The sequence below is a fragment of the Methylobacter svalbardensis genome, from assembly GCF_037671525.1.
GTDB lineage: Bacteria > Pseudomonadota > Gammaproteobacteria > Methylococcales > Methylomonadaceae > Methylobacter_A > Methylobacter_A svalbardensis.
This window is the reverse complement of record NZ_JAWPOH010000002.1, coordinates 19,765-44,903: the sequence shown is the minus strand read 5'-3', so window position 1 is coordinate 44,903 and position 25,139 is coordinate 19,765. Positions and strand designations below refer to the sequence as shown.

Here is a 25,139-nt window from a genome sequence, read left to right as displayed (position 1 = left end):
CGAGTAGCTCCACATAAATAATTGTAAAAAATCCCTAATAAGGGCTCTTCATCTTAAAACATAGAAAAATTCGTGTCTTTCGTGGTTAACAAATCAGGAGTGCATCATGAGTCGTATCGTCTGGCTATTTCTAAGCGCAGTATTGTTTGCATCAGTCACTCAGGCAAAGCCGTTAACCCCGGAACAGGTGCCGGAACCTCTCAAACCCTGGATAGCCTGGGTGTTGCAGGACAGCCCTGAACCCGTCTGCCCTTTTATCTACAACAGTTATGAGCAAAAACGCTGTAGCTGGCCGACTCAAACCCAACTGAATTTAACGGCCGAAAAAGGCGTGTTTTCGATGAGCTGGATGGTGTATCAGGACAGCTGGATCAGCTTGCCGGGCGATAAAGCACACTGGCCGCTGAATGTGACGGTTGATAACAAAACCGCGCTGGTCATGGATAAAAACGGTGACCCTTCGATTAAACTGGCTGCGGGCTCGCAGCATCAAATTAATGGCGAGTTCTTCTGGGCCGCTATGCCGGATAACTTAAAAGTACCCGGCGATACCGGGCTGATTGAGCTGCGTATTAATGGCGTGATCATACCGACACCGACCATAAGAAACGGACAGCTGTGGCTAAAGGAAAGCGAGACAGGTTTAAAGAAGCCGGAAAATATCCAGAACAATCTGGATATACAGCTATTTCGAAAAATCACCGATGAAGTGCCCGTGCAGGTTTTAACCCGGCTGATGCTGGAAGTCTCCGGCGAGCAGCGCGAAGTCAAATTGCCCAGGCCCATGCTGGACGGTTTTATCCCGCTGAGTTTGCAAAGTCCGTTGCCCGCCCGATTGGAACCCGACGGACAGTTATTGGTTCAACTGCGTCCCGGCCGCTGGCAGATCGACATACTGGCCAGAAACAGTAAAGAACTCAAGGTGCTCCTACTTAGGGGCGACCAGCCGGTCGCCCCTACCGAACCGCCGGTCGTTGCTACTGAGCAAGGCATCCATTGGCCGGAGTCGGAAATCTGGTCATTTGAAGCCCGTCCGCAACTGCGCGTGGTTGAAATCGAACGACTCAGCGCCATAGATCCCAGCCTGACCAATTTACCGGACGATTGGAAAAACCTCCCGGCCTATAAAATCAACCGGGGACAGGCTATGGGCTTTAAAACCCTACGCCGGGGCGATCCGGAGCCAGAACCCAATCAACTCAATCTATCCAGAAAGCTGTGGCTGGATTTCGACGGCGAAGGTTATACCGTCAATGACACGATTACCGGCAGCATGACCCGCGGCTGGCGGCTGAACACTCTGCCGCAAACGCAGTTGGGAAGAGTCACATTAAACGGCGGCAACCAGCTTGTTACTCAGGATAAATCCGGCAAGCAAGGCGTGGAAGTCAGGAGCGGCACGATAACGCTGGATGCCGATAGCCGTGTTACCGGTACTGTCGGTTCAACCAGCGCCGTGGGCTGGGAACAGGATTTTCACACGGTCAGCGCCGAACTGAACCTGCCGCCGGGCTGGTGTTTGCTGGCGGCCGGCGGCGTCGATAATGCGCCCGACAGCTGGATTTCCCGCTGGACCTTGCTGGACTTGTTCCTGGTGTTAATCGCCGCGCTGGCGACCGGCAGGCTGTGGAATCCCTATTGGGGCTTTCTCGCCTTGATCACGCTGGTATTGATCTGGCATGAGCCGGACTCGCCCCGGTTCGTCTGGCTGAATATTCTGGCCGCAACCGCATTGATTAGGGTATTACCGCAAGGCAGGTTCTTAAAATTTATCAACTGGTATCGCTATGCTTTCTGGCTGGCGTTAATCGTGATCGCCTTGCCTTTTATGGTGCAGCAGATACGTACCGGACTGTATCCGCAACTGGAAAAACCCGCTCAAGCGGTCCCTATGCCCATCTTCCAAGATCGCGGCATCGTTGGAACAGCGGTCGAAATGACCGCACCGGCCCCCGTCTCGGAAGCGATCAGCGAGATGAAAGAAAAGGTGTTAAGAAAATCGATGCCGTCCGACGCCTCATCGTCTTATGGTTATGCAGACAAGGCGGTCGATTTCGACCGCATCGACCCTAAAGCCAAAGTACAGACCGGCCCCGGCTTGCCGCAATGGCAATGGAACAAGGTAATGTTGTCATGGAACGGTTCGGTCGATGCGGGGCAACAGCTGCACTTATGGTATTTAACGCCGACGCTGACCCTGCTGCTCAATTTCGCCCGCGTGATTCTAGTCGCGGCATTGGCCTTGCTGATGTTCGGGGTTGCCGAAAAGTTCAGGTTTACAACCGCTAAATCAGCGACGCCTTTGCTGCTGTGGTTTTTGCTGTTGCCGTTGCCGTTGCTGTCGATGCCGTCAGCCAAAGTTTACGCCGAACTTCCGGATAAAGCCTTACTGGACGAACTGAGAAGCCGACTGCTGGAAAAACCGGTGCCGCCGGACTGCTTGCCGGGTTGCGCGCAAATTCAGCAGATGAAAATAACCATTACCGATAAGGAACTGGCGATTGCCCTGCAGATTCACGCCCAGCAATCCGTAGCGGTTCCGTTACCGGCCGAATATGAGCAATGGTTCCCTAATCAGGTCTTTGTTGACGGCAAAACAGCGCCGGGGCTGTATCGCGATAGCAACGGCCTGTGGATTAATCTGGGCGAAGGCGAGCATCAGGTGGTGCTGAGCGGAGCGGTGCCCTCATTAAGCAAGTTCACGCTGCCGTTACCGTTAAAACCGAACTGGGTCAGCATTCAGAATACCGGTTGGCAAGTCATCGGCCTGCAGGAAAACGGCGAGGTTGACGATCAACTGCAATTTAGCCGCATAAACCGGACCGAGCAACAGCAAAGAGCAGCCGAACTGGAGCCGGGCGCGTTGCCGCCGTTTGTCAAGATTGAGCGCATCCTGCAACTGGGTTTGGACTGGCGCGTTGTCACCCGGATCATCCGCGTTTCGCCGGTCGATTCCGCTGTGGTATTGGCCGTGCCCTTGTTGCCGGGCGAGTCGGTTACCAGTGCAGGCATCCGCGTTAAAGACGGCAAAGTCGAGGTCAATATCCCTGCCCAGCAAACCGAGCTGCAATGGGAATCGACGCTGGAAAAATCGGAACAAATCGATGTTGTCGCCACTCAAACCGAGCAATGGATAGAAGTGTTGCAAGCGGATATAAGTCCCATCTGGCATATTGAAACTTCCGGCATCGCGATGATCCACCTGAATAACGGCGGGCAATGGCTGCCTGAATGGCATCCCTGGCCCGGAGAGAAAATCACCCTGCAAGTAACCAGGCCGGAGGCGGTAGAAGGCCAAACCCTGACCATCGACAACAGCCGCTTAAGCATCAAGCCGGGACAGCGCACTCAGGAAGCCGAATTAAACCTTAACTTAAGAAGCTCGCAAGGCTCGCAGCACACGCTGATCCTGCCGGAAAATGCGGTGTTACAAAGCGTCGCTATTAATGGACAGATGCAGCCGATCAGGCAGGATGGCAGCAAGCTCACCCTGCCGATTAATCCCGGCAAGCAGCAAGTCTCAATCAGCTGGCGGGAAGCGACCGGCATAAGCGGCATCATGAGGACGCCGCAGGTCGACTTGGGAACGGTGAGCGTCAACGCCAACCTGCATATCGGCCTGGGTCAGGATCGCTGGGTGTTATTTACGCTGGGGCCGAAACTGGGGCCTGCGGTTTTATTCTGGGGCGTGCTGATGGTTATTTTTATGGTGTCGCTAGGTTTGGGCAAAATCCCGCTGACGCCTTTAAGAAACCGGCACTGGTTTTTGTTGTTGGTAGGGCTTAGCCAGATTCCGCTGCTGTCGGCAGGTCTGGTGATTGCGTGGTTAATGCTGTTAGGCTGGCGCAAGACCCAGCAGGCTTCGGACTTGCGTTATTTTAATGCGGTGCAAATTATTATCGGCGGCTTAACCTTGGTCTCGCTGAGCCTGTTGTTTTTGGCGGTCGAGCAGGGTTTGTTGGGGTCGCCCGATATGCAGATCATCGGCAACCAGTCCTCGGCGTTCAACCTGAACTGGTATCAGGATAGAAGCCTGGCGACGTTGCCCATAGCGACGCTGATCTCGGTTCCGCTGATGGTGTACCGGTTATTGATGCTGGCCTGGTCGCTATGGTTGGCGGTGTCATTGCTCAACTGGCTGAAATGGGGCTGGGCGTGTTTTTCAAATAACGGGCTTTGGCATAAAAGCGTAGCTAAGAAGGAAGTGGCAACTGTTGAGCCGGAAGATAAGTGCTTAGCCGATGATGAGCATTAAACATTATCGCCAATATAGGAGCGGGCTAAAAGCCCGCTCCTATATTTTAATTTCTGGAAAGCGAAGGGCTCGTAAAATAGTGCTATTCGACGTTACTCGGCTCGTTCCACATCAAACACGGTACCGCGAACCGCGACGACTTTTACCTTGGCGTTAATATCGCAATCTTCCCCGTGAACTTTCCAGATGGAATCGTCGACTTTTATTTTGCCTTCGCCATTTTCTATCGGCTTGTATAGGCTAAAAACTCTGCCGATGTATTGCTGCCCGCGCTTATTTAACAAAGGGTGATCTGTCGCCACCGGGTGCTTTTTGCCATAAAATTTCCATAAGGTGATAGCAACCACTGACAGTACGGAAAAAATCAATACCTGCAATTCGACACTCATTGAGGGTATCAGTAACAGCAGGCATCCGGTTACAAAGCCTGAAGCCGCCATCCACAGGAAGAAGAAGCCGGGAACCAGCAGCTCTATTACCAACAGAATGAGGGCTAATACCCACCAATTCCAAAAAACAATCTCCAGCTCAGCCATCTTAGCTTTTTTTGCTCAAGGCTTCTTTAGCTAGCTCGCCAATGCCGCCAAGGGCGCCAATCACGCTGGATGAATCCAGCGGCATAAACACCAGTTTGCTGTTGCTAGATGCGCCAATATCTTTCAGCGCTTCAATGTATTTTTGCGCGACAAAATAATTGATGGCCTGGACATCGCCTTTACCGATGGCTTCCGACACCATTAACGTCGCCCTGGCTTCGGCCTGAGCCAGACGTTCACGGGCATCGGCATCACGGTAAGAGGCTTCTTTGCGGCCTTCCGCTTCCAGAATGGCGGCCTGTTGCGCGCCTTCTGCGCGTAAAATTTCGGACTGTCTTAAACCTTCGGCTTCCAGAATCGATGCGCGTTTTAAACGCTCGGCTTTCATTTGTCTGCCCATGGCTTCGACCAAATCTTTAGGCGGTGCAATGTCTTTGATTTCGATTCGGGTGACTTTGATGCCCCACGGCGTAGTGGCGTCATCGACAACGGACAGCAGCTTTGCATTGATGTCATCCCGGCGGGACAGTAATTCATCCAGATCCATCGAGCCCATGACCGTACGAATATTGGTCATCACCAAATTCAGAATGGCCCAATCCAGTTGGCGGACTTCATAAGCGGCTTTGGCAGCATCCATTACCTGGTAAAAAACCACGCCATCTACGGTGACCATCGCGTTATCTTTGGTAATAACTTCCTGTGACGGCACATCCATCACCTGCTCCATCATTATCATCTTGTTGCCGATACGATCGATAATCGGCACGATAATGTTCAAGCCGGGCGTCAGTGTATTGGTGTATTTGCCAAAACGCTCGACCGTGTATTCCATGCCCTGGGGAACCGACTTGATACTCATAAACACCATCAAGACAGCGAAAATTAACAATGCTAAAACAAAACCACCCATAGAACCTCCTGATTTTTGTATGAAAAAACTCTATAGAGGCGAGTTTTTTCGACGCGGAATGTGTCAATAAACGGTTTATAAATCTTGTTTTATTAGCCGACTGAAAAAAAGCAATGCTAACAATTAAAGTAAAACCGTTAAAATAACGTCGCGGCGTATTGCAAACAACCGCATAACTAATAATAATATAAATCTGTCTAAATGTAAGTCAACGAGTAATTATAATGCTGATAAACGCCGCTTTTCACATTGGGATCTGGGCCCTGGTTTTTTTTATTGTCGGAATGATTAAGCCCAAATGGCCTTTATTCTTTTTGAAAAAACCGGACAGATTTAAGATTCTGATTATATCGACCGTCCTGTTTATGGTTTCCGCTACGCTTTATGGTGAAGGCAATCGGCAAGCCAAACTGGAACAGGCTCCTAAACCCGCTGCTGCTGAAAGCTTCGATCCGGCTTCCGCTCCTGTACCTATGCCGGCACCTGTGAGCAAACCAGAATCTCCAAAAATTTAACGCATCCACCCAACTCACTGCCATTAAGTTAAGGATTTAATCTATCGTGGGCGCGAATTTATTCGCGCCCACGGTATTCAACCGTAACTATTTTCGGCTTAAGTTAATGACGGTGATCCACTCAGCTGGAGATATCCCGGGCCTCTTACCGTGATAAAAATTTCAGGAACGATGGCTTGGTAATTTTATGTAAAGCGCTTGCCGCACAGGCCTTGGGTTTGACGGTTACCATAACGTTGGCCTGGATGTCGCCTGCGTTGTTTCACGGCGCATGGCGTTTGGCACTGATACAAGGCGCTGCGGCTGCGTTGTGGTCAACCGTTTTGTGCCAGCGGTACTGGTGGGTTCTCATCCATTTGCTGTTTCTGCCCATGGTAATCGCGATGTTCACCTTGCAGCTGTCTTCCTGGTTGTATCTGTCGATTATGCTGCTGCTGGCGCTGGTGTTCTGGGGTACGGTTAAGGGCGATGTACCGTTGTTCCTATCCTCTAGCGCGGTAGCTGATGCGGTAGCGACCATTATCGAACAGGAAAACGCCCATGCGTTTGCTGACCTCGGCGCCGGAGTCGGCTCGGTGGCAGTGCCGCTGGCGCAACGTCGAGCCGTTAGGGTCGATGCGTGGGAACGCGCGCCGCTACCGTGGCTGATTACCGCTAGTCGCTGCCGCAAACTGCCGAATACGAACGTAAAACGCGCCAGTTTATGGGGATGCAATCTTTCTGGTTATGATGTGGTGTTTGCGTTTCTTTCCCCGGCGGTCATGGCGGAGCTTGGTGAAAAGGTCGGAGCTGAAATGCGCCCCGGAAGCTTATTCATCTCTTCATCCTTCCCGATTCCGGGCTGGAAGCCGGAATCGATAGTACAGATCGAAGATCGACACCGCACAAAACTTTTTTGTTACCGGGTATAGTTTTTTAGACGTTCAGAGACGTCCACCAAAATCAGCTGCGCACATGCCAATCCCTCAAACTCCGGCAATAAAGCCCACTGCCTCGATACCTGCAATGGCGCAACGTTCGTCCTGATCGGAACTGTCGCCGCTAATACCCACAGCGCCGATGACATTGTTTTTGGTATCACGAATCAAAACACCGCCCGGAACCGGCATTAAGTTTCCACCCGTTATGCCGATCAAGGCGTTCATGAAATCGGGCCGTTTTTCCGCGACGCTGGCCAGACTTCGCGATGATATGCCCATGCTGACCGCACCCCAGGCTTTTGCGGTGGCAATTTGCTGTCTGATCATGGTCGCGCCGTCTTCCCGCTGCATGGCTTTTAAATGCCCGGCTTCATCCAGAACCACCACGGTAAGCGGCGCCATGTTTAATTTACGGGCCTTGTTGGTTGCGGCATTGATAATGATATTGGCTTTTTCAAGTGTTAGTGATTTCATCTATCGTTCTCTTCCTGTTGAAGTCGTTGTTATTTTAATAGCGGCAGCAGCTGCGGCCATACTTTATCTGCAATAGCAGGCTGCCCTTGGGCATTGGGATGCAGTCCGTCCGCTTGCATCATGTCCTTAGTCAATGCAACATCCTCCATGACAAAAGGCACATACGGAACGCCCAGTTCTGTGGCTAACTGCGGGTAAATAGTGTAAAAAAGATCGGTATAGCGTTTACCGTAATTGGGCGGAATTCTCATGCTCAGCAACAACACCTTTGCACCGACAAGCTGTACGCGATGGGCAATTTCGGCAAGATTGCTTTTTATCAATTTCGGCGGCAAACCGCGCAAGCCGTCATTGGCACCCAGTTCAATGATGACGATATCCGGCTTATGCAGGGTCAAGATCCGGTCTATCCGCGCTAAGCCGCCGGCCGTCGTATCGCCGCTAATGCTTTCATTATGGATAGTATAGCCTGCAGCTTTTTCGGCCAATTTTTTCTGTAATAATGCCACCCAGCCTTGTGCCACTTCAATTCCGTAACCGGCACTGATACTATCACCTAATACAACAATGGATTTGGCCGTAGCGGTCATCGACATTAATGAAACAATCACGGCAAATAAAAAACGGGTCATTATGCAAACTCAATCATTAAATAACATTAACAGCACCTGCTCCCGGCAGGATTGCGGCATACACGCCGTCCCTGGCGATATAGTAACGGAAAAGCTCAGTAAATCGGTTATTACCTCCGATGGAATATTGCATATCTTGTCATCCATAGATTTGATAATCAAATCCGGTGAGAGTATTGCGATCGTCGGCGAGTCGGGTTCAGGCAAATCCACCTTAATCAGCCTGCTGGCCGGATTAGACACGCCAACTTCCGGATCTATCAGTTTGAACGGAAAATTATTAACCGAGATGAACGAAGACGGTAGAGCGGCGATGCGCAATCAGCTGATAGGCTTTGTATTCCAGTCTTTTCAATTGTTGCAAGGACTGACCGCACTGGAAAACGTGATGCTGCCTTTGGAATTAAGCGGTGATAAAAACGCCAAAGCCTCGGCTACTGCATTATTGGATAGAGTCGGCTTGTCGCATCGTTTATCGCATATACCACAGAAACTTTCCGGTGGCGAGCAACAGCGTGTCGCATTGGCCAGAGCCTTTGTGACCAGGCCCGCGATTTTATTTGCCGATGAGCCGACCGGCAACCTTGACAGCAAAACCGGTGCTTATATTATTGATTTGTTGTTCGAGCTTAATCAAGAAAACAACACCACGTTAATTCTGGTGACGCATGATCAGACTTTGGCTGCACGTTGCCAACGCATTATTAAACTGGATGCAGGACGCATAGTGACACTTACGTCCAATGAAAAAGCATAGTCCACGAAAAACACGAAAAGCACGAAAACGTTATATGGAGTAACCCGCTCGATGGCTGCTTTCGGATAGCAACTGAAGTTGATTAGCAAATCCAGATGGTGTTAATTTTTTTCGTGTCTTTCGTGCTTTTCGTGGACATTGATTAACACTAGTAACTAATTTTTATGGGCAAACTTATGACACGTTTTAATTTGGCATTGCGGCTGTTATGGCGCGACAGCCGTTCCGGCGAATTAACCATACTGTTACTGGCTTTGATTATTGCGGTCACCAGTTCAGCGGCCATATCGCTGTTTGCAGATCGCCTGCAGCGCACCATGACGACTCAGGCCGCAGAGTTTTTGGCGGCGGATTTGGTAATTGCAAGCCCGACCGAGATTCCAGTCGAATGGCTGGCCAAGGCAACGCAACTCAATCTGGAACAGGCGCAAACGGTTGAATTTTCCAGCGTGTTGATTGAGCATGACGAACTATTGCTGGCGGGTATTAAATCGGTCAGTGCGGCTTACCCTTTGCGCGGTTTTTTAAAAACCACGGTAGCGGATTATCTGACCGAAACCGTCGAGCACATCGGTCCGAAACCTGGAACTGCCTGGGTTGAAAAACGCATTTTGTCGGCGCTTAAACTCAACTTGGGCGATGCCTTACAGGTCGGGGAAAAACATCTCACCGTCAGCCACATCATCACTTACGAACCCGACAAACGCGGCGATTTTTACAGCTTCTCCCCGCGCGTGATGATGAATGCAGACGATTTGCCAGCGACCGGCATAGTGCAGCCGGGCAGTCGTGTACGTTATTTCTTTCAATTCAGCGGCGACAGCAAAGCGTTAACCCAATTCAATCGCTGGATCAAACCGCAATTGAATCCTTCCCAGCGCATCATGGATATACATGATGACCGCCCGGAGCTGGGTTCGGCGCTGGAACGTGCGGAACGGTATCTGGGCTTATCCAGCATTATCGTCATTCTGATTTCCGGCGTGGCGATTGCGATGGCGACGCGCCGCTATACCGAACGGCACTTTAATGCTACCGCCATATTGCGTTGTCTCGGCTGTAAACAGCGCGAAATACTCTGGCTTTATGGCAGTCAGTTTGTCGTTTTGGGTTTATTAGCCAGCGGCATCGGTTGCCTGTTGGGCTGGTTTGCGCAGGAAGCGCTGTTTCATTTATTAAGATCGCTATTGCCTCAGCAAGTCGCCAATCCAGGTTTATTGGCGATTTCATTCGGATTCATCATCGGCATGGCAATTTTGTTGGGTTTTGCGCTGCCGCCGTTATTGCGCCTTAAAAAAGTCTCGCCGTTACGGGTGTTGCGCCGCGAACTGGAACCTTTACCCAGCAGCGCATGGCTGATCTACGGCTTGGCAATCGGCATTATCGGCGTATTAATCTGGCGCTATACCGATGATCTTAAAATGACGGCCACTATTCTCGGTGTCGGCTTGGGCGCCATGCTGCTGCTCGGCTTGCCGGTTTACGGCCTGCTGAGGGTAAGCCGTAAACTGCTGCCGCACATGAGCCTGACCTGGCGTTTCGGCCTGCAAGGCTTGTTAAGAAACAGTCGCGCCAGCGTCAGCCAAATACTGGCTTTCAGCATTACGCTGGTGGCTATGGTGCTCAGTTTTACCGTGCGCAGCGACTTAATCGATAACTGGCAAAAACAGTTACCCGATAATGCGCCCAATCATTTCGCGCTGAATATTTTTCCCGACCAACAATCCGCTTTTCAACAAGAACTGCAACAGCAACACATCAACGGCAGCCGGTTTTATCCTGTGGTCAGAGGCCGTCTGGTAGAAATCAACAACACGCCGGTGCAACAAGTGGTCAGTAAGGATACGCAGGGCGAAAGCGCCACGCATCGCGAATTAAGTCTTACCTGGACTCAAAACTTGCCTGAAGATAATAAAATCATCTCCGGGAACTGGTGGCAGGATGACCAAAGCGGGTTGGTTTCCATAGAACAAAAGCTGGCCAAAAGCCTGAATATCAAGCTGGGCGATCATTTGACCTTTACCGTCGGCAGTGAGCGGATTAAAGCGACGGTATCCAGCATCCGCGAGCTTCGTTGGGATACGATGAAACCGAACTTTTATATGATCTTCTCACCCGGCACTCTGGATGCCTATCCCAGCACTTTTATCACCAGTTTTTATTTGCCTGAGGCGCAAAAAAACTTCTTGAACACGCTGGTAAAAACATATCCCAGCACCACCATTCTGGAAGTCGATTTAATTTTGCAGCAATTTAGAACCATTCTGACCCAACTGACCCAAGCCATAAGCTACCTGCTTTACTTCGCGTTAATGGCGGGATTTACGGTATTGTTCGCCGCCGTTTATTCCACGTTGGATAACCGGATTTATGAAGGTGCCTTAATGAGAACGCTGGGTGCTAATCGCTCCTTTTTAAGAAAAACGCACATCATCGAGTTTGGCCTGCTCGGACTGATTTCCGGCCTGTTAGCGGTAATCATTGCAGAAGCCATCCTCTATGCCTTATATACACAGGTCATGCATTTGGATTACAGTGTCAATGTTTACTTGTGGGGACTTATTCCATTAATCGGCGCTTTATTTGTTGGTCTGGCCGGATGTTGGGGGGTGAAAGAGGTGGTTAATAAATCTCCACTACAAGTCTTAAGAGAACTATAATAATGTTAAATTCAGAAGTGGTTTCTGTTCATTTTTTATTCATAAATATTGAACTACCATTGCAGCAAATCTCACTACTAAAGGAAAAATTGATATGAAAAAATTAACAACCAGCATCGTTTTGATAGGCAGCACATTAATTTCAGGTTGCTACAGCTACGGAGGATGGACGCCCACAGTCGATTCCTCTAATGATCGTAATGCCTATCGTATTAATCAGGATATGGCTGAATGTAAAGAGCTTGCTAGTCATGCTTCCGGTGGCACTGCAAAAGAAACCGCTATCGGTGCGGGAGTCGGCGGTTTAATTGGAGCGGCTGGAGGTGCAATTGTTGGCGCGTTCACTGGAAATCCGGGCACGGGCGCAGCCATAGGCGCTGCGGCGGGTGGTTTTGGTGGCGGTGCAGCCAAGGGTCTTAGTTCGGAAGATAAATTCAAGAATGCTTATAACAACTGCATGAGCGGCCGCGGACACAACGTTGTCAGATAATTTGATTAACATTCAAAATCTGCAACACTGCAACACAGGGACGTGTTTGCTTAGGTTGTATAAAGGGTGGCAGAGCCGCACTATCAACGTGTATGAAAATCTCGTAGCCCGCATGTAGCGTAGCGGAATACCGGCGATCGGCGCCACAAAGCCCTGGATTTCGCAAGCTCCATTCAGGCTACTTGCTGTTTTGATTCGTCCTTTAGCTTGGTCGCTTAAGTTGGTCTCTAGCAAACCTCAATAAAAAATCCGCTAAATAAGCCGCACTGTTTGAACTATAAACGTTGTGGGCTTCATAGATCGTCAACAACCTTGCTTGCAGCCCAGCCGCGGTGCGACTGAATGTCAGCGCGGATACTTTGGCTTCGTTATGCGCATAGCCTCGAAAATCGGTTTGATTGAGCAAATAAAACCCCGACGCTAATGCCTGAGCGGAAAACTTTGCTGCCGCATGGGCGGGAAGCAACAGGTAAAACAAACCCTGCGGGACTAATAAACTTCCTGCAACGCTGATCAAATCGGCAAAGGGCAGTTGGTCGGTATGCCGGGCGGTATTTCTAAGGGTATCGGCGGCCTTGAGATGATTTTTGAAAAATGGCGGATTGCTGATGACGAGGTCGTATTGCCGGTTGGCGGTTAACGCAAAGCCTTGAATATCCTGATGCACAAGCTCAAGTCGTTCGGCCCACGGGCTGTTGTTGAAGTTAATATCGGCTTCTTGATAAGCTTCTTGTGTCAACTCTACGGCAGTCACTTTTGCCGCGCCCAGCTGGGCGGCCATTAGTGTAAGCACGCCGGTTCCTGCGCCGATGTCCAGCACTCGGTCGCCCTGTTTGACCGGAGCCATAGCGCCGAATAAAACGGCATCGGTGCATATTTTCATGCCGGAGCGTTTTTGTAACACTGAAAACTGCTGAAAGTGGAAGGTCGACATGGTTTGGTTGAGGTTAATATTGGGACTATATTGCATACTGGCATGGTTTGCGTTGTTCAGAAGAATAACGCTTTCGATGCGCTAACTTTAGCACATTCCGGTGTTTTATAGAGGGAGGGCAGAGCCTCCAATGTGCTTCCGAGTTTGCGCCAGTGTGGTTTTACCGACACAGAAAATATCTTCTGTCAGCAGATGGCCTTAAGGCCAGCAGACAACAAAGTGGAAGTCGAACCTGATCAGGTTTGCCGAGTATGACCTGATTGGCTGAATCTAATAGCCGATGAATTGCATTTTGCATCGTGAGTGATAGGATGCTATAGGTTATTAAATGAAAATCGGCTTTATTATAAAGCAAGATTCAAACGCCACTAAGGCCGGACAAAAAGAGGACGCTGTTATGAAAGAATATGAAGCAGTACGCCATAGTCTAATCGACATGCTGGAAGATCTTGATGATAGACTGGCTAAAATTACGCATGATATTAAAGAGCCATTAGATAAAGACTTTGAAGAGCAGGCGACTCAAGCGGAAAATGATGAAGTTTTGGATGGCTTGGGCAATGCCGCCAGAACGGAAATAGAACTGGTCAAGCAGGCTATCGCCAGAATAGATAAGGGCCAGTACGGATTGTGCCAGGTTTGCGCTCAACCGATCAGTAAGGAGCGATTAAAAGCCATACCTTATTCCAGTCTGTGTATGAAATGTGCCAGCAGCCAAAGTGGGTTGCTGGGGAATAAAAGCTGACTTTCTTGAATACCTGAAAAATATAACAGCGACCGGCCCGGGCCGGTCGCTGTTATATTTTTCAGGATAAAAACTAAGGTTCCAATGTCATTTTTTCAAATCTTTTTGGTTAAATAGCTTCTCCCACTTATAATTCGTCAAAACGTCCAAGTTTTTTATTATTTCCCCTATTCCACTATAACCAGAGACCTGTTTAACAATGAAAATGAAAATTGCTTTATTTTTAGGATTGTTGCTCATTACTAATGTGAGCTTTGCTGATTTAAAGATTGGTTTTGTCAATATACCTGCCGTTCTTGAAAAAGCCCCCCAAGCTGAAAAAGCTAAAAAACGTTTGGAACAAGAATTTTCACCGCGCGATAAACAGTTAGTTGCCCAGCAAAAAGAAATTCAAAGCATGGATGATAGAATGGCCAAAGATTCGGCCGTAATGGGTGCGTCAGCGCGAACAAATATGGAAAGAGATATTCTCAACAAGAAAAGGGATGCAAAAAGAGCCCAACAAGAATTTAGCGAAGATTTTAATGTTCGTCGTAATGAAGAATTGGGTAAATTGCAAAATCGTATTGTTGAAGTTATTCGCGGCATAGCCAAAGATCAAAGCTATGATTTGTTACTTACCGATGGCGTTATTTATGCCAGCGATCAAATTGATGTTACGGCTCAAGTTCAACAAAAATTAGCTGCCCTGCCAAATTAATTGATCTACCGGCAGTCTTTACGACTGTCGGCTCAACAAGTTCTATCGTAAAGGCGACCGACTGGTTGCCTTTACGATACGGATGTCATCATGTGTTTTTGATTTCCCCCCATTTTCCTCTTTATCGTCAAACAGAGCTGCGTAGATTAAGTTGCGGTATTTCCGGCAACCCGGCCCAGATTTGTCTTGTGAATTTGTATGTCCTGAAAGCGCTACAAATATCGGAAACTGGCATCTGTTTTTAATCCTCCGTTGATCGGTTTAAGGGAGTACACGATGCTTGATGGAGCTTATGACTTGATTTCAGAAGTCGTTGCCGACTAATCGGGGTTATAGGCGAGTCTATTGGCGCTTATTGCAATGAGGGTTTTTTAAACTTCACAACCTTGTTCAAAGGACTCAGATTGATTTCATCAACGACTATCTGTGCTCGCGAATTAAGCACATAGGATACCGCCTCGGCGACATCTTCAGGCGCTATAAAATGGCTATCCTCGTCGCCCGGTTCAAAAGACAGTTGTTCAAAAAATGCCGTTTTGACCATGCCGGGATTAATCAGACAAACCCGCACCTTGCTTTTGCCGCATTCTTCGCGCAAGGCCTGGGTAAAGCCGCGTAGCGCAAACTTGCTGGCGCAATACATCGTCCCTTTGCGGCTGCCTTTTAAGGCGGCTTCCGAGCCGATAAAAATCAAATCGCTGTGATCTTTACGTTTTAAAGCAGGCAGTAAGGCCTTAACCAAAAAGGCCTGACTGGTAAAGTTCAGCATCATCAGGTCTTCAATCTGGGCGTATGAAAACTCCTCTATCGAGCCGAACTGTCCCCGTCCTGCACAAAAAACCACCGTATCGATTTCGGGAAAGGCTTGTTCCAGTTCGCGGATTGTTTGCGGTATGGCGTTTAACCGGCTTAAATCCAGTTGCACGGGAGTGAAGTTATCCATCTGCCGGATAAACTTGGCGCTATCGCGGGACACGCCGAGCACCCGATGCCCCTGTTGCAATAAATTCCTGGCGATGGCTCGGCCTATGCCGGAACTGGCCCCGGTCACCAGAATGGTGCGTTTTATAGTGTGCATGGAAAAAATTTGTCGGTTGGTATGTAAGTTAAGAGTTGTTCGCTGCAGTAGTGCATCATCTCCTGCTCCAGTTCTTGTTTATACGAAACCATCCCTTGCTGACTCACCAAGGGACCTGCAAAAAGCTTGGCTTCGGGATAAAGTTTATGCACTTTTTTAAAGAAGTTCTCCGGCAGTCTGAACACGCCAAGACTGACCGAATGCAGCAGGTTTACATCGATACGGGAAAAAACTTGCTCGAATAGCTGCCGGTACTGCTGTTGGTAGCCGGATTGATAAAGCAACGGGTCGAAGCGCAGTCCGATTTGCCAGCCCTGTTGCTGCAATTTGACCAATGCATCCAGACGCCGCTGTACCGATGGCGCTTTGTCCTCGACTTTTGCGGCTATTTCATCCGGGGACAGACTGAACGCCACGATACATCGTGGCAAGGGTTCGCGGTTTAACAGGCTTCTGACCTGGGTGCTTTTGGTTCTTAGTTCCAGCCAGGCATTGGGTAGCGTCGCAAAAAACGGCAAAAACTGTTCGGCAAACCGGGTGACCGGCTCCAAAGCCAGACTGTCGCAATCGTAGCCGGAAAAAAAATGCAGGTTTTCGTCCGGTGATTCGGCACAGAGTTGGCGGATGTCTTGTTGGAAATCCTCGTAATTGACAAACAGCAGGTAATTGGCCGACTGATACATGCCCTGCAAAAAACAGTAACGGCAATCGTACAGGCAGTTGAGCATGTGCGAGAAATAATAATTTCTTGTCGCCCCGATGCCGTAACCCGAAGGCGCAGGCAGCGCAAAGTTTTTATATTTTTCCGCCAATATCAAGGCGGGCTGTTGCTTTTGCAGGCGAAAGTTTTGCGCTTTGGGGTTAAACACTTCGCCGTAACGGCCACAGGTTATTTTTCTGGCTTGGGGAAATCGCGCCACAATATCGAGAACACGTGGGTGCTGCAAGATAGCTTGTTCTATATAAATGGTTTCAATCATAAGTTCTGTTTATCGTTTGGTACGGCTAATGTAGCACAGCTTGCCAGATCAAAAGCCTTGTGATTTATTATGCCGACCTCATATAGGGTAAAATACTTTCAACTCAACTAACACATTAACCAGCATGAAAATACATAAAATAGGATTTATCGGTGGCGGTAATATGGCATCCAGTCTGATTAGCGGATTGATTGCCAGCGGCCATACACCGGAGCAGATTTGGGTGTCGGATATTAACCCGGACACGCTGACTGACCTGGGCAAACAACTACACATTAATACCTCGGTAAACAATGACGATATCATCAATGCGGTTGATGTCGTGGTTCTGGCGGTTAAACCGCAGACACTGAGCGCCGTGGCGCAAAGCGCTGCTGCGCTGATTCAGCAAAAAAAATCGCTGGTGGTGTCTATCGCCGCCGGTATAAACCAGAACAGTTTAAGCCGCTGGTTAGGCGCTGATACCGCGATAGTGCGTTGCATGCCCAACACCCCGGCACTGGTATTGACCGGCGCTACCGCCTTGCATGCCAACGACAAAGTGACGGCTGAACAACGCGATCTGGCGGAAAACATCTTACGTTCGGTCGGCATTGCGTTGTGGGTCGACGATGAAGCCGAGTTGGACGCGGTGACCGCCGTTTCCGGCAGCGGCCCCGCCTATTATTTTCTGCTGATGGAAGCCATGGAAAAAGCGGCATTGGAATTGGGTTTGACCCAAGAAACCGCGCGTTTACTGGTACAACAGACGGCATTGGGCGCGGCCAAAATAGCGCTGGAATCGGCCGAATCGCCGGAAAAGTTACGCAAGCGCGTCACCTCTCCCGGCGGGACGACACAGCGGGCTATAGAAACTTTTGAGCAAGGCGGTTTTACCGAGCTGGTGTCAAAAGCCTTACACGCGGCACGAGACCGCTCTATTGAAATGTCTAAACAAATGGAGAGCTTCTAATGGGTTCAAGTTACGTGACCGACCCGACTATTTTTATTATCGACTCGCTGTTTTCGCTGTACATTCTGGCGGTGCTGCTGCGTTTCTTATTGCAATGGTGCGGCGCCGATTTTTATAACCCTATCTCCCAGTTTCTGGTTAAAGTGACGCACCCGCCGTTAAAACTGCTGCGCCGCTTTGTGCCGTCTATCGGAAAAATAGATACGTCCTCGCTGGTTCTGGTACTCAGCCTGCAAATGCTGGCCGATTTTTCCATCTTGCTGCTGAAAGGCGTCGCTATCAGTATCGGCGCGTTGACGATTTTATCGTTGACCCAGCTGGTTTCGTTGCTGATCAATATCTTCATCTATGCGGTATTTGCCAGAGCCATCCTCAGCTGGATCAATCCCGGCTCGTTTAATGCCGCATCGTCTATCTTGCACAGTCTGACCGAGCCTGTGCTTGATCTTTGCCGCAAATTCATTCCCGATCTGGGCGGCATAGACTTGTCGCCTTTAGCCGCGTTAATGCTATTGCAACTGGCAAAAATGGTCGTGCTGCCGCCGCTGCATCAATTAGCCAATCTGATCGGCTGAACGGGTACCATTGGGAACATGGCGTTTTGACGCTGAAACTCCATGTTCAACCCAAGAAAACGCATCGCCATGAGTTTGCCAAAAAAGCTCCCATACCTGTCTGATGCGCTGCAATTCGATCTTTCCTTGTTACGATTGCGCTTTAAAGACTAAAAAACGGCCATGATGAAGCCAAGGTTTTTTGTCTTGCACCTTTTGCCTTTCGCCTGCTCTTCCAGTATCTTTACCCTATAATTTATTTTTCTTGGAAAAAACCACACATCAGCCATGCAAACACGCACTTTTTCAGTCAGTATTTTTCTGGTTTGTTTCCTTTTTTTATGTGGTAGCCAGTCGGCACTTGCCAAAAAAATGTACAAGTGGGTAAACGAAAATGGCGAAACCATTTTCTCCGACAAGGTTCCGCCGGAACAGTCTCAATATCGGCGAGAATCGCTAAACAAAAAAGGCCAGTCTATTGGTGTTATCGAACAGGCAAAAACCAAGGAACAGCAGGCGATGGATAATCGGCTAACCGACCTGAAAAAAGCCCAGGAAAAAATCATCGCCCAGCAACAAGCTAATGACAAAGTGCTGCTCAGCACCTTTCGTAATGTGAAGGACATGGAAGAGAGCCTTTACGCAACCATGCAGTCTCTGGATGCCCAACGGAACGTGGCTCAGGGCAATTTAAAACGGGTAGAAAATCAACTGGGAATACAGCAAAAGAAAGCCGCAGAACTCGAGCGTAACGGCAAAAAAATGACAAAAGATTTGCAGAGCGGCATCAAGCAAACAGAAGCACAGATACAAGTCGCTTATGCTGAAATAAACAAACAGATCGAAAAAAAGAATCAGGTTAAAGCCGAATTTGAAGTCGACATCGAACGTTTTACATTTTTAACCCGGGATAATAATAAAGACCCATCTAAAGAGTCTGATAAGATTGCAGAAAATAAAGTTTCCGATCAAATTGGTTTATATACCTGCGAGACAGATGAACTTTGTGTCAAGGCCTGGGCTAGCGCGCATGAATTCATCAAAGTTCATGCCACAACACCGATTGACACCGATACCGACAAATTGATTCTGGGCAGGGAACCTACAATTGACAGCGATCTGAGCTTGGCGATCTCAAGAATAGAAGATGAAAACAAAAAGCGGCAACTTTTCCTCGACATCCGCTGCCGGGAATCGTCGTTAGGCACTGAACTCTGCGCCAGCCAGAAAGTGCGGGATATAAGGTCGGCGTTCAGGCCGTTTATTGAAGCTGCGGTGGGTAAGTAACGGGTGTTAGCACACGTATAATTCACCACGAACGATTGCATGGATGCAGGAGCAGTTGCCGAGACACGAAGAGCGCGAAGATTTATAGACAGTGGAAGCGGACAATTCTTTTGCTTTATGTCCTCGGAAGACACCGAAACACGTGGTGGGCAGAAAAGCATTGCCCACTCTTTTGGCTATAATCATTCACAATGGGAACAATTATGTTGAACTATCAAGCCACTGAAAATATTGTAAATTTAACCTTTTCTAAAGAATATTTAAATTCTCGGGAACTATTGCGACTTATCGAAATATTGCGCATTAAAGAATTGCTCTCGAAAAGTCAAATGACCACAGACGATGCTATGGCCCTTGATGAAGAATTAAAAGAAAAGTGGTGGCATGAAAACCAAGGCCGTTTTTTAGCAAAAATTCAATGAAACCGGTTATTGTCGATACCAATATCGTATTTTTGGCATTAGGGCCGTAGGATGTGCTGAGGTACGAAGCGCATCGCTCGCGTGATGAATGTTGGTATTGATGCGCTTCACTGCGTTCAGCACATCCTACTGCATCCATATAGTCGTTCGTGATAAATCTTCTTAAAAAATCACCCATTCAGCAACAAAGTCCCAACCCCCTGATCGGTAAACAGCTCCAGCAGCACCGCATGGTCGACGCGACCGTCAATAATATGCACGCTGGTCACACCGCCTTTTATCGCATCTGTTGCGCAGCGGGTTTTGGGGATCATGCCGCCGGAAATGGTGCCGTCGGCAATCAGTTCCTCGGTCTTTTTGATCGATAAGCCGGTCAGCAGCGTTCCCTGTTTATCCAGGATGCCCGGTATATTGGTCAGTAAAATCAGTTTCTCGGCCTTTAATTGCTCGGCAATTTTTCCGGCAACCAGATCGGCATTGATGTTATACGAATGTCCGTCATCGCCGACCCCGATCGGGGCGATAACCGGAATAAAATCACTGCTGCCGAGCATATCGAGTACCGCCGGATCTATGCTGCTCACTTCACCGACATGGCCGAGATCGATAATTTCCGGGGCCAGCACTCCAGGCAATACCTCGCGAGGGCTAAGATGCAGTTTTTTGGCGCGAATAAAATTGCCGTCTTTGCCGGTCAATCCGACTGCTTTGCCGCCGTGCATATTGATTAAATTGACGATCTCCTTGTTGACCAGTCCGCCCAGCACCATCTCAACCACGTCCATGGTTTCGCTGTCGGTGATGCGCATGCCGTCGACAAAGCCTGTGGTTTTACCTAATTTTTCCAGCAACTGACCGATTTGCGGCCCGCCGCCGTGAACCACAATCGGGTTTAAGCCGACCAGTTTCATCAACACGATGTCCCGTGCGAAGCTGTGTTTGAGCTCTTCATCAACCATCGCGTTGCCGCCGAATTTGACCACGATGGTTTTGCCTTTAAAGCGCTGGATATAGGGCAGAGCCTCAATCAGCACATCGGCGATCTGGTGAGCGGTTCTTTTTTGCATCATGTTTGTGGATTTCCGTTATTAATTGATTTTATGTATTTTCCACGAAAAACACGAAAAGCACGAAAATGTCTAAAAGGGATTATCGTTATTGTCCCCACGCTCTGGCTTCGTGGTGAGTCCCATTCGACAAGCTCATGACAGGCCTCGACAAGCTTAGGGCGAACGGAACAAGTCTTACTTAACAGCTGTAACGTTAGCCGTCGGGAAAACTATGTAATATTTTCGTGTCTTTCGTGCTTTTCGTGGACGAATATCTTCTCATTCTACAAGCGATGAATGATTTTGCCTGCCTGCAAGGTATGGGTTACCCTGCCTTTCAGGGTTTGCCCCCAAAACGGCGTGTTGGCGCCCTGACTTTTCCAGTTTTCCGTATTAACCTGCCACTCAAGTTCTGGATCGAAAATACACACATCGGCTGAGAAACCCGGCGTTAATGCACCGCTGTTTAAGCGCAGCACCCGCGCCGGATTTGCGCTTAAGCAGGCGATGCCCTGTTCCAGCGTTATCGCGTGTCGTGTGACCAGCTTGAGCATTAACGGCAACAGGGTTTCCAGCGACGACATCCCTGGTTCCGTCTCCGGAAATGCGCCCAGCTTGGCGTCCAGATCATGCGGCTGATGGTCGGAACAGATGCTGTTAATCGTGCCTCCGGCTAGGCCTTGTCTCAAATACTGCCTATCTTCTTCGGTCCGTAATGGCGGCAACACGTGATAAGCGCTGTCAAAAGGCTGCATGTCGTTTTCGGTCAGATGCAGCTGATGAATCGCGACATCGGCGCTGACCTTTAAGCCATATTTTTTGGCTTGATGGATTTTAATCACCGAACGCTTGCAGCTTAACTGGCCAAAATGCACCCGGCAGCCGGTCAGCTCGGCCAGTTCCAGGCATTGCGCCAGGGCTATGGTTTCGGCTGCCTCCGGAATGCTGGGCAAGCCGTAGCGGGTCGCGACTGCGCCTTCATGCGCGCAACCGTTATTGCCCAACCAAAAATCATTAGGCCGGAACATCATCAACAAATCATGACTGGCCGCATATTCCATGGCTCGTCTTAAGATCAACAGGTTTTTCACAGGTTGATTGGCATTACCGACAGCAATGCAGCCTGCCTGTTTAAGCGATAGCATCGAGCTGAGTTCGGTGCCGTCCAGTTTCTGGGTGAGGGCACCGACCGCGTAAACTTTAGGGTAGGCGGCTTTTTCCGCCAGCTCCTTGATCAGTTCGACCACGGCGGTGGTATCGATAACCGGTACGGTGTCCGGCTGCAGGCACATTGTGGTGACTCCGGCGGCGGCGGCGGCACGCACTTCGCTTTTAAAGGTCGCTTTGCGGCTGTGTCCCATATCCCGCAAACGGGTGCTTAAATCGATAAAGCCGGGGCAGACAATTTGATTTTCGGCATTGATAACCGTATCCGGTTTAAATCCGGCCGGTTCGTCAGTCACCGACACAATCTTGCCGCCTTTGATATACACGGAACCGATGCGGCCGATGTCGTTGGCCGGATCGATGATTCTGCCGCGGTCTATGCGAATTTTCATCACGCTACTCCCTTATCGCCAGGGATGGTGTGTATGCCGCTAGCCGATAGGGAATCGGCGTGGCGATCGCCAGGGATGGTGTGTATGCCGCCAGACCTGCCGGGAGCAGGTGCGGTTTGCATCGCCATCGCCATGATCGCCATGCGCACCGCGATGCCGTTGCTGACTTGTTTGAGTATCACCGACTGCGGGCCGTCTGCGACTTTGGAATCAATTTCCACGCCCCGGTTGATAGGACCTGGGTGCATCACGATCGCATCGGGTTTGGCAATTTTAAGTTTCTCTTCGGTGAGTCCGAAACATTTGAAGTATTCGCTTTCGCTGGGCAGTAACGCCGAACTCATGCGTTCTTTCTGCAAGCGCAACATCATCACCACATCAATATCTTTAAGCCCTTGGGTCAAATTATGCGAAACACTGACGCCCAAGCTTTCCACATGCGCCGGCAATAAGGTTTTGGGCGCAATCACCCTGATTTCGGCCGCCCCCAAGGTATTTAAGGCCTGGATCTCCGAGCGCGCAACCCTGGAATGCAGTATATCGCCGATAATGGCGACTCTGAGGCTGGAAAAATCCGGTTTGAGCTGGCGTATCGTAAACATGTCCAGCATCGCCTGAGTCGGGTGCGCGTGTTGCCCGTCGCCAGCATTGATCACGCTGATATGCGGCGCGGTCTGCTGGGCGATAAAATGCGCCGCGCCGCTGATCGCATGACGCACCACAAACATATCGACAAACATGGCTTCCAGGTTGCGGATGGTGTCGAGCAGGCTTTCGCCTTTTGAAGTAGCCGAGGTGGCAATATTCATATTGATCACATCGGCGGACAGGCGCGTGGCTGCCAGCTCGAAAGTTGTGCGGGTGCGGGTGCTGTTTTCGAAAAACAGGTTGACGATGGTTTTGCCGCGCAACAGCGGAACTTTTTTAACCTGATGCTCGGACATGCCGGCGAACGATTCGGCGGTATCGAGAATTTCCGTCAATAAGCTCCTGCTCAGGCCTTCGATGGTCAGAAAGTGTTTAAGCTTGCCTTCCGCATTTAATTGCAGGTTATCCGTCATTGCTTATGCCGCCGCCTCAATGGTTTCCAGATGAACGGCCAAGGGTTCAGGTCCGGTCAGTTTGATCCGCTGATCGGCATTTAAGGTGATCCTCGCGCCGACGCAATCAGGGTTGAGCGGGATTTGTCTGCCGTCGCGCTCTATCAGCACAGCCAACACGATCTGGTTCGGCCTGCCATAATCGAAAATTTCATTCATCGCGGCGCGTATCGTTCTGCCGGTATAAAAAACATCATCGATCAGGATAAGGTCACGACCTTCAATATGAGTCGGCAACTGGCTGGGTTTGACATTGGGATTAACGCCAATTTGCGAAAAATCGTCCCGGTAAAATGAAATGTCCAGCAAACCTAAAGGTTCGCTGATAGCTAAACGGCGGTGCATTTGTTCGGCAATCCACACGCCGCCGGTACGTATGCCTATCATCAACGGATTAACCAGCTGCCTCTGATCGATAATGCGTTTTAGTTCGGCTTCAAGGTGATTTAATAATTCGGGTATTGCTAACACTTAATAGTCCTTTCTTGTCCGGTCATTTAACCAGGTTTGCAAGATAAGCTGGGCGGCGAGTTGATCTTGCACTTCCCAGAGTTTACTGGCGCTGACGCTGACTTCATCAAACAGCAGTTGCTTGGCTTCATAGGTCGACAGGGTTTCGTCCTGCTGGAAAACCGGCAGTTGATAACGCCCTTCCAGCTGCCGACAAAATTTTAACATACGCGGCGTCACCGGGTTGTCGGAGCCGTCGGCCTGCTTTGATATGCCGACCACTAAACCGGCTGGACGCCATTCCTGTATCAGCTTGCCGATGATTTCCCAGTTAGGGTTTTGATTGATCGAGCGTATGGTTTGTAGTGGACTTGCGCTAACTGTGGTCGTTTGACCGACGGCTGTACCTATCTTTTTAGTACCGAAATCGAAACCCAAATAGGTATCGGTGTTGGCTTTGGCTTTGGCTAGTAAGGGGTCTTGCATAGTTTATATCGTCAGGGATGGGGTATATGCCGCAAACCTGCCGGGAGCAGGTGCGGTGTCTGGTTGGTATTCAAAGAAAGATTAGGCTAAAGGGCTCGGGCAATACAACCATCTTAAATCAGCCATGTCCTGCCGGGGCGGTCAATTGATTAATATCAATGCCGATCTGATCGGCTGCTGCGCTCCAGCGCAAGTTAACGGGTGTATCAAATATAACTTGTTTGCCGCAAGGCGTATTAAGCCAGGCATTATCCATGATTTCTTTTTCCAATTGCCCTGCGGCCCAACCGGCATAGCCTAAAGCGACCAGATACTGCTCAGGGCCTTCTCCTGCCGCAATGGCTTCAAGGACATCACGGGACGTTGTCAGGGAAATGGTTTCAGAAACAGCCATGGTCGCATGCCAATCTCCGCCGGAAGTATGCACCACGAAGCCTCGCTCCTGTTGTACCGGGCCGCCTGCGAAAATCGGCATTTCGGCGGCAGTGGGCGACTTGACCTCTATATCCATCTGTTTAAAAATTTCGCCCAGCTTCATGTTCGTCGACCGATTAATGACGATACCTAGGGCACCATCTTCATTATGTTGACACAAATAGGCAACCGTATGAAAAAAATTGGGATCCGCCAGATTGGGCATGGCGATAATAAACTGGTTTGGTAAGTAAGTTGCGTTATTCATGGATCCTAG

24 protein-coding genes and 1 pseudogene are annotated in these 25,139 nt (G+C 49.5%); 12 read left to right on the top strand and 13 right to left on the bottom strand.

Annotated features, from left to right (window positions below):
- The first annotated feature begins 106 nt into the window (after nucleotides 1-106).
- The gene (locus RW114_RS01095) at nucleotides 107-4,255 is read left to right on the top strand and encodes a hypothetical protein (RefSeq protein ID WP_340120875.1); all 4,149 of its coding nucleotides are present in this window, start codon (nucleotides 107-109) and stop codon (nucleotides 4,253-4,255) included.
- A gap of 92 nt (nucleotides 4,256-4,347) precedes the next feature.
- Here the strand turns inward: RW114_RS01095 and RW114_RS01090 are convergent, their stop codons facing one another.
- Nucleotides 4,348-4,791, bottom strand: coding sequence for an NfeD family protein (locus tag RW114_RS01090; protein ID WP_340120874.1), 444 nt, complete (start codon nucleotides 4,789-4,791; stop codon nucleotides 4,348-4,350).
- Nucleotide 4,792: 1 nt separating this feature from the next.
- Nucleotides 4,793-5,704, bottom strand: coding sequence for an SPFH domain-containing protein (locus RW114_RS01085; RefSeq protein ID WP_340120873.1), 912 nt, complete (start codon nucleotides 5,702-5,704; stop codon nucleotides 4,793-4,795).
- Nucleotides 5,705-5,988: 284 nt separating this feature from the next.
- On the opposite strand from RW114_RS01085, the gene RW114_RS01080 reads away from it, so the two are divergent.
- Complete coding sequence (locus RW114_RS01080) at nucleotides 5,989-6,219, top strand: hypothetical protein (RefSeq protein ID WP_340120872.1); 231 nt, start codon at nucleotides 5,989-5,991, stop codon at nucleotides 6,217-6,219.
- Nucleotides 6,220-6,395: 176 nt separating this feature from the next.
- Complete coding sequence (locus RW114_RS01075; protein ID WP_340120871.1) at nucleotides 6,396-7,130, top strand: hypothetical protein; 735 nt, start codon at nucleotides 6,396-6,398, stop codon at nucleotides 7,128-7,130.
- A 54-nt stretch (nucleotides 7,131-7,184) separates the two neighbouring features.
- On the opposite strand, the gene RW114_RS01070 is transcribed toward RW114_RS01075, so the two are convergent.
- Together RW114_RS01070 and RW114_RS01065 are read right to left on the bottom strand one after the other, a co-directional pair.
- Complete coding sequence (locus RW114_RS01070; RefSeq protein WP_340120870.1) at nucleotides 7,185-7,613, bottom strand: GlcG/HbpS family heme-binding protein; 429 nt, start codon at nucleotides 7,611-7,613, stop codon at nucleotides 7,185-7,187.
- Between the two features lie 29 nt (nucleotides 7,614-7,642).
- Nucleotides 7,643-8,245: an arylesterase gene (locus tag RW114_RS01065; protein WP_340120869.1), complete on the bottom strand. Its 603-nt coding sequence runs from the start codon at nucleotides 8,243-8,245 to the stop codon at nucleotides 7,643-7,645.
- A gap of 1 nt (nucleotide 8,246) precedes the next feature.
- Between RW114_RS01065 and RW114_RS01060 the strand changes: the two genes are divergently transcribed.
- The 3 genes from RW114_RS01060 to RW114_RS01050 all read left to right on the top strand — a co-directional run bounded on the left by RW114_RS01060 (nucleotide 8,247) and on the right by RW114_RS01050 (nucleotide 12,152).
- Nucleotides 8,247-9,002, top strand: a complete 756-nt coding sequence (locus tag RW114_RS01060) for an ABC transporter ATP-binding protein (protein WP_340120868.1) — start codon at nucleotides 8,247-8,249, stop codon at nucleotides 9,000-9,002.
- Between the two features lie 176 nt (nucleotides 9,003-9,178).
- On the top strand, nucleotides 9,179-11,662 hold the full coding sequence (locus tag RW114_RS01055; protein WP_340120867.1) for an ABC transporter permease: 2,484 nt from the start codon (nucleotides 9,179-9,181) through the stop codon (nucleotides 11,660-11,662).
- Between the two features lie 94 nt (nucleotides 11,663-11,756).
- Nucleotides 11,757-12,152: a glycine zipper family protein gene (locus RW114_RS01050; RefSeq protein WP_340120866.1), complete on the top strand. Its 396-nt coding sequence runs from the start codon at nucleotides 11,757-11,759 to the stop codon at nucleotides 12,150-12,152.
- 202 nt (nucleotides 12,153-12,354) lie between these two features.
- Here the strand turns inward: RW114_RS01050 and RW114_RS01045 are convergent, their stop codons facing one another.
- Nucleotides 12,355-13,086 carry a tRNA1(Val) (adenine(37)-N6)-methyltransferase gene (locus RW114_RS01045; protein ID WP_340120865.1) on the bottom strand — a complete coding sequence of 244 codons (732 nt, stop codon included), beginning with the start codon at nucleotides 13,084-13,086 and terminating at the stop codon, nucleotides 12,355-12,357.
- 397 nt (nucleotides 13,087-13,483) lie between these two features.
- Between RW114_RS01045 and RW114_RS01035 the strand changes: the two genes are divergently transcribed.
- Entirely contained in the window at nucleotides 13,484-13,831 is a 348-nt protein-coding gene (locus RW114_RS01035) for a TraR/DksA family transcriptional regulator (RefSeq protein WP_340120864.1), read from the top strand.
- Between the two features lie 199 nt (nucleotides 13,832-14,030).
- The gene (locus RW114_RS01030) at nucleotides 14,031-14,531 is read left to right on the top strand and encodes an OmpH/Skp family outer membrane protein (RefSeq protein ID WP_340120863.1); all 501 of its coding nucleotides are present in this window, start codon (nucleotides 14,031-14,033) and stop codon (nucleotides 14,529-14,531) included.
- Between the two features lie 352 nt (nucleotides 14,532-14,883).
- Here RW114_RS01030 and RW114_RS01025 read toward each other — a convergent pair whose 3' ends face one another.
- Together RW114_RS01025 and RW114_RS01020 are read right to left on the bottom strand one after the other, a co-directional pair.
- On the bottom strand, nucleotides 14,884-15,609 hold the full coding sequence (locus tag RW114_RS01025; RefSeq protein ID WP_340120862.1) for an SDR family oxidoreductase: 726 nt from the start codon (nucleotides 15,607-15,609) through the stop codon (nucleotides 14,884-14,886).
- On the bottom strand, nucleotides 15,597-16,589 hold the full coding sequence (locus RW114_RS01020; RefSeq protein WP_340120861.1) for an SPL family radical SAM protein: 993 nt from the start codon (nucleotides 16,587-16,589) through the stop codon (nucleotides 15,597-15,599). The genes RW114_RS01025 and RW114_RS01020 overlap by 13 nt, the downstream gene beginning before the upstream one ends.
- 124 nt (nucleotides 16,590-16,713) lie before the next feature.
- Here RW114_RS01020 and proC point away from each other — a divergent pair, with 124 nt between their 5' ends.
- The 4 genes from proC to RW114_RS01000 all read left to right on the top strand — a co-directional run bounded on the left by proC (nucleotide 16,714) and on the right by RW114_RS01000 (nucleotide 19,804).
- Entirely contained in the window at nucleotides 16,714-17,541 is an 828-nt protein-coding gene (gene proC / locus RW114_RS01015; protein ID WP_340120860.1) for a pyrroline-5-carboxylate reductase, read from the top strand.
- On the top strand, nucleotides 17,541-18,116 hold the full coding sequence (locus tag RW114_RS01010; protein WP_340120859.1) for a YggT family protein: 576 nt from the start codon (nucleotides 17,541-17,543) through the stop codon (nucleotides 18,114-18,116). The genes proC and RW114_RS01010 overlap by 1 nt, the downstream gene beginning before the upstream one ends.
- Nucleotides 18,117-18,383: 267 nt before the next feature.
- Nucleotides 18,384-19,382, top strand: coding sequence for a DUF4124 domain-containing protein (locus RW114_RS01005; RefSeq protein WP_340120858.1), 999 nt, complete (start codon nucleotides 18,384-18,386; stop codon nucleotides 19,380-19,382).
- A gap of 203 nt (nucleotides 19,383-19,585) precedes the next feature.
- Nucleotides 19,586-19,804, top strand: coding sequence for a hypothetical protein (locus tag RW114_RS01000; RefSeq protein ID WP_340120857.1), 219 nt, complete (start codon nucleotides 19,586-19,588; stop codon nucleotides 19,802-19,804).
- Nucleotides 19,805-19,974: 170 nt separating this feature from the next.
- Here the strand turns inward: RW114_RS01000 and argB are convergent, their stop codons facing one another.
- The 6 genes and pseudogenes from argB to RW114_RS00970 all read right to left on the bottom strand — a co-directional run bounded on the left by argB (nucleotide 19,975) and on the right by RW114_RS00970 (nucleotide 25,130).
- Nucleotides 19,975-20,874, bottom strand: coding sequence for an acetylglutamate kinase (gene argB / locus RW114_RS00995; RefSeq protein ID WP_340120856.1), 900 nt, complete (start codon nucleotides 20,872-20,874; stop codon nucleotides 19,975-19,977).
- Between the two features lie 263 nt (nucleotides 20,875-21,137).
- Entirely contained in the window at nucleotides 21,138-22,412 is a 1,275-nt protein-coding gene (locus RW114_RS00990) for a dihydroorotase (protein WP_422614773.1), read from the bottom strand.
- A gap of 107 nt (nucleotides 22,413-22,519) precedes the next feature.
- Nucleotides 22,520-23,473: pseudogene (locus RW114_RS00985) on the bottom strand (aspartate carbamoyltransferase catalytic subunit); the annotation flags it as partial.
- Nucleotides 23,474-23,476: 3 nt separating this feature from the next.
- The gene (gene pyrR, locus RW114_RS00980) at nucleotides 23,477-23,983 is read right to left on the bottom strand and encodes a bifunctional pyr operon transcriptional regulator/uracil phosphoribosyltransferase PyrR (protein WP_340120854.1); all 507 of its coding nucleotides are present in this window, start codon (nucleotides 23,981-23,983) and stop codon (nucleotides 23,477-23,479) included.
- A complete protein-coding gene (gene ruvX / locus RW114_RS00975; protein WP_340120853.1) occupies nucleotides 23,984-24,448 on the bottom strand; it encodes a Holliday junction resolvase RuvX in 465 nt (154 codons plus the stop codon).
- Between the two features lie 118 nt (nucleotides 24,449-24,566).
- Nucleotides 24,567-25,130, bottom strand: coding sequence for a YqgE/AlgH family protein (locus tag RW114_RS00970; protein ID WP_340120852.1), 564 nt, complete (start codon nucleotides 25,128-25,130; stop codon nucleotides 24,567-24,569).
- Nucleotides 25,131-25,139: the final 9 nt, after the last annotated feature.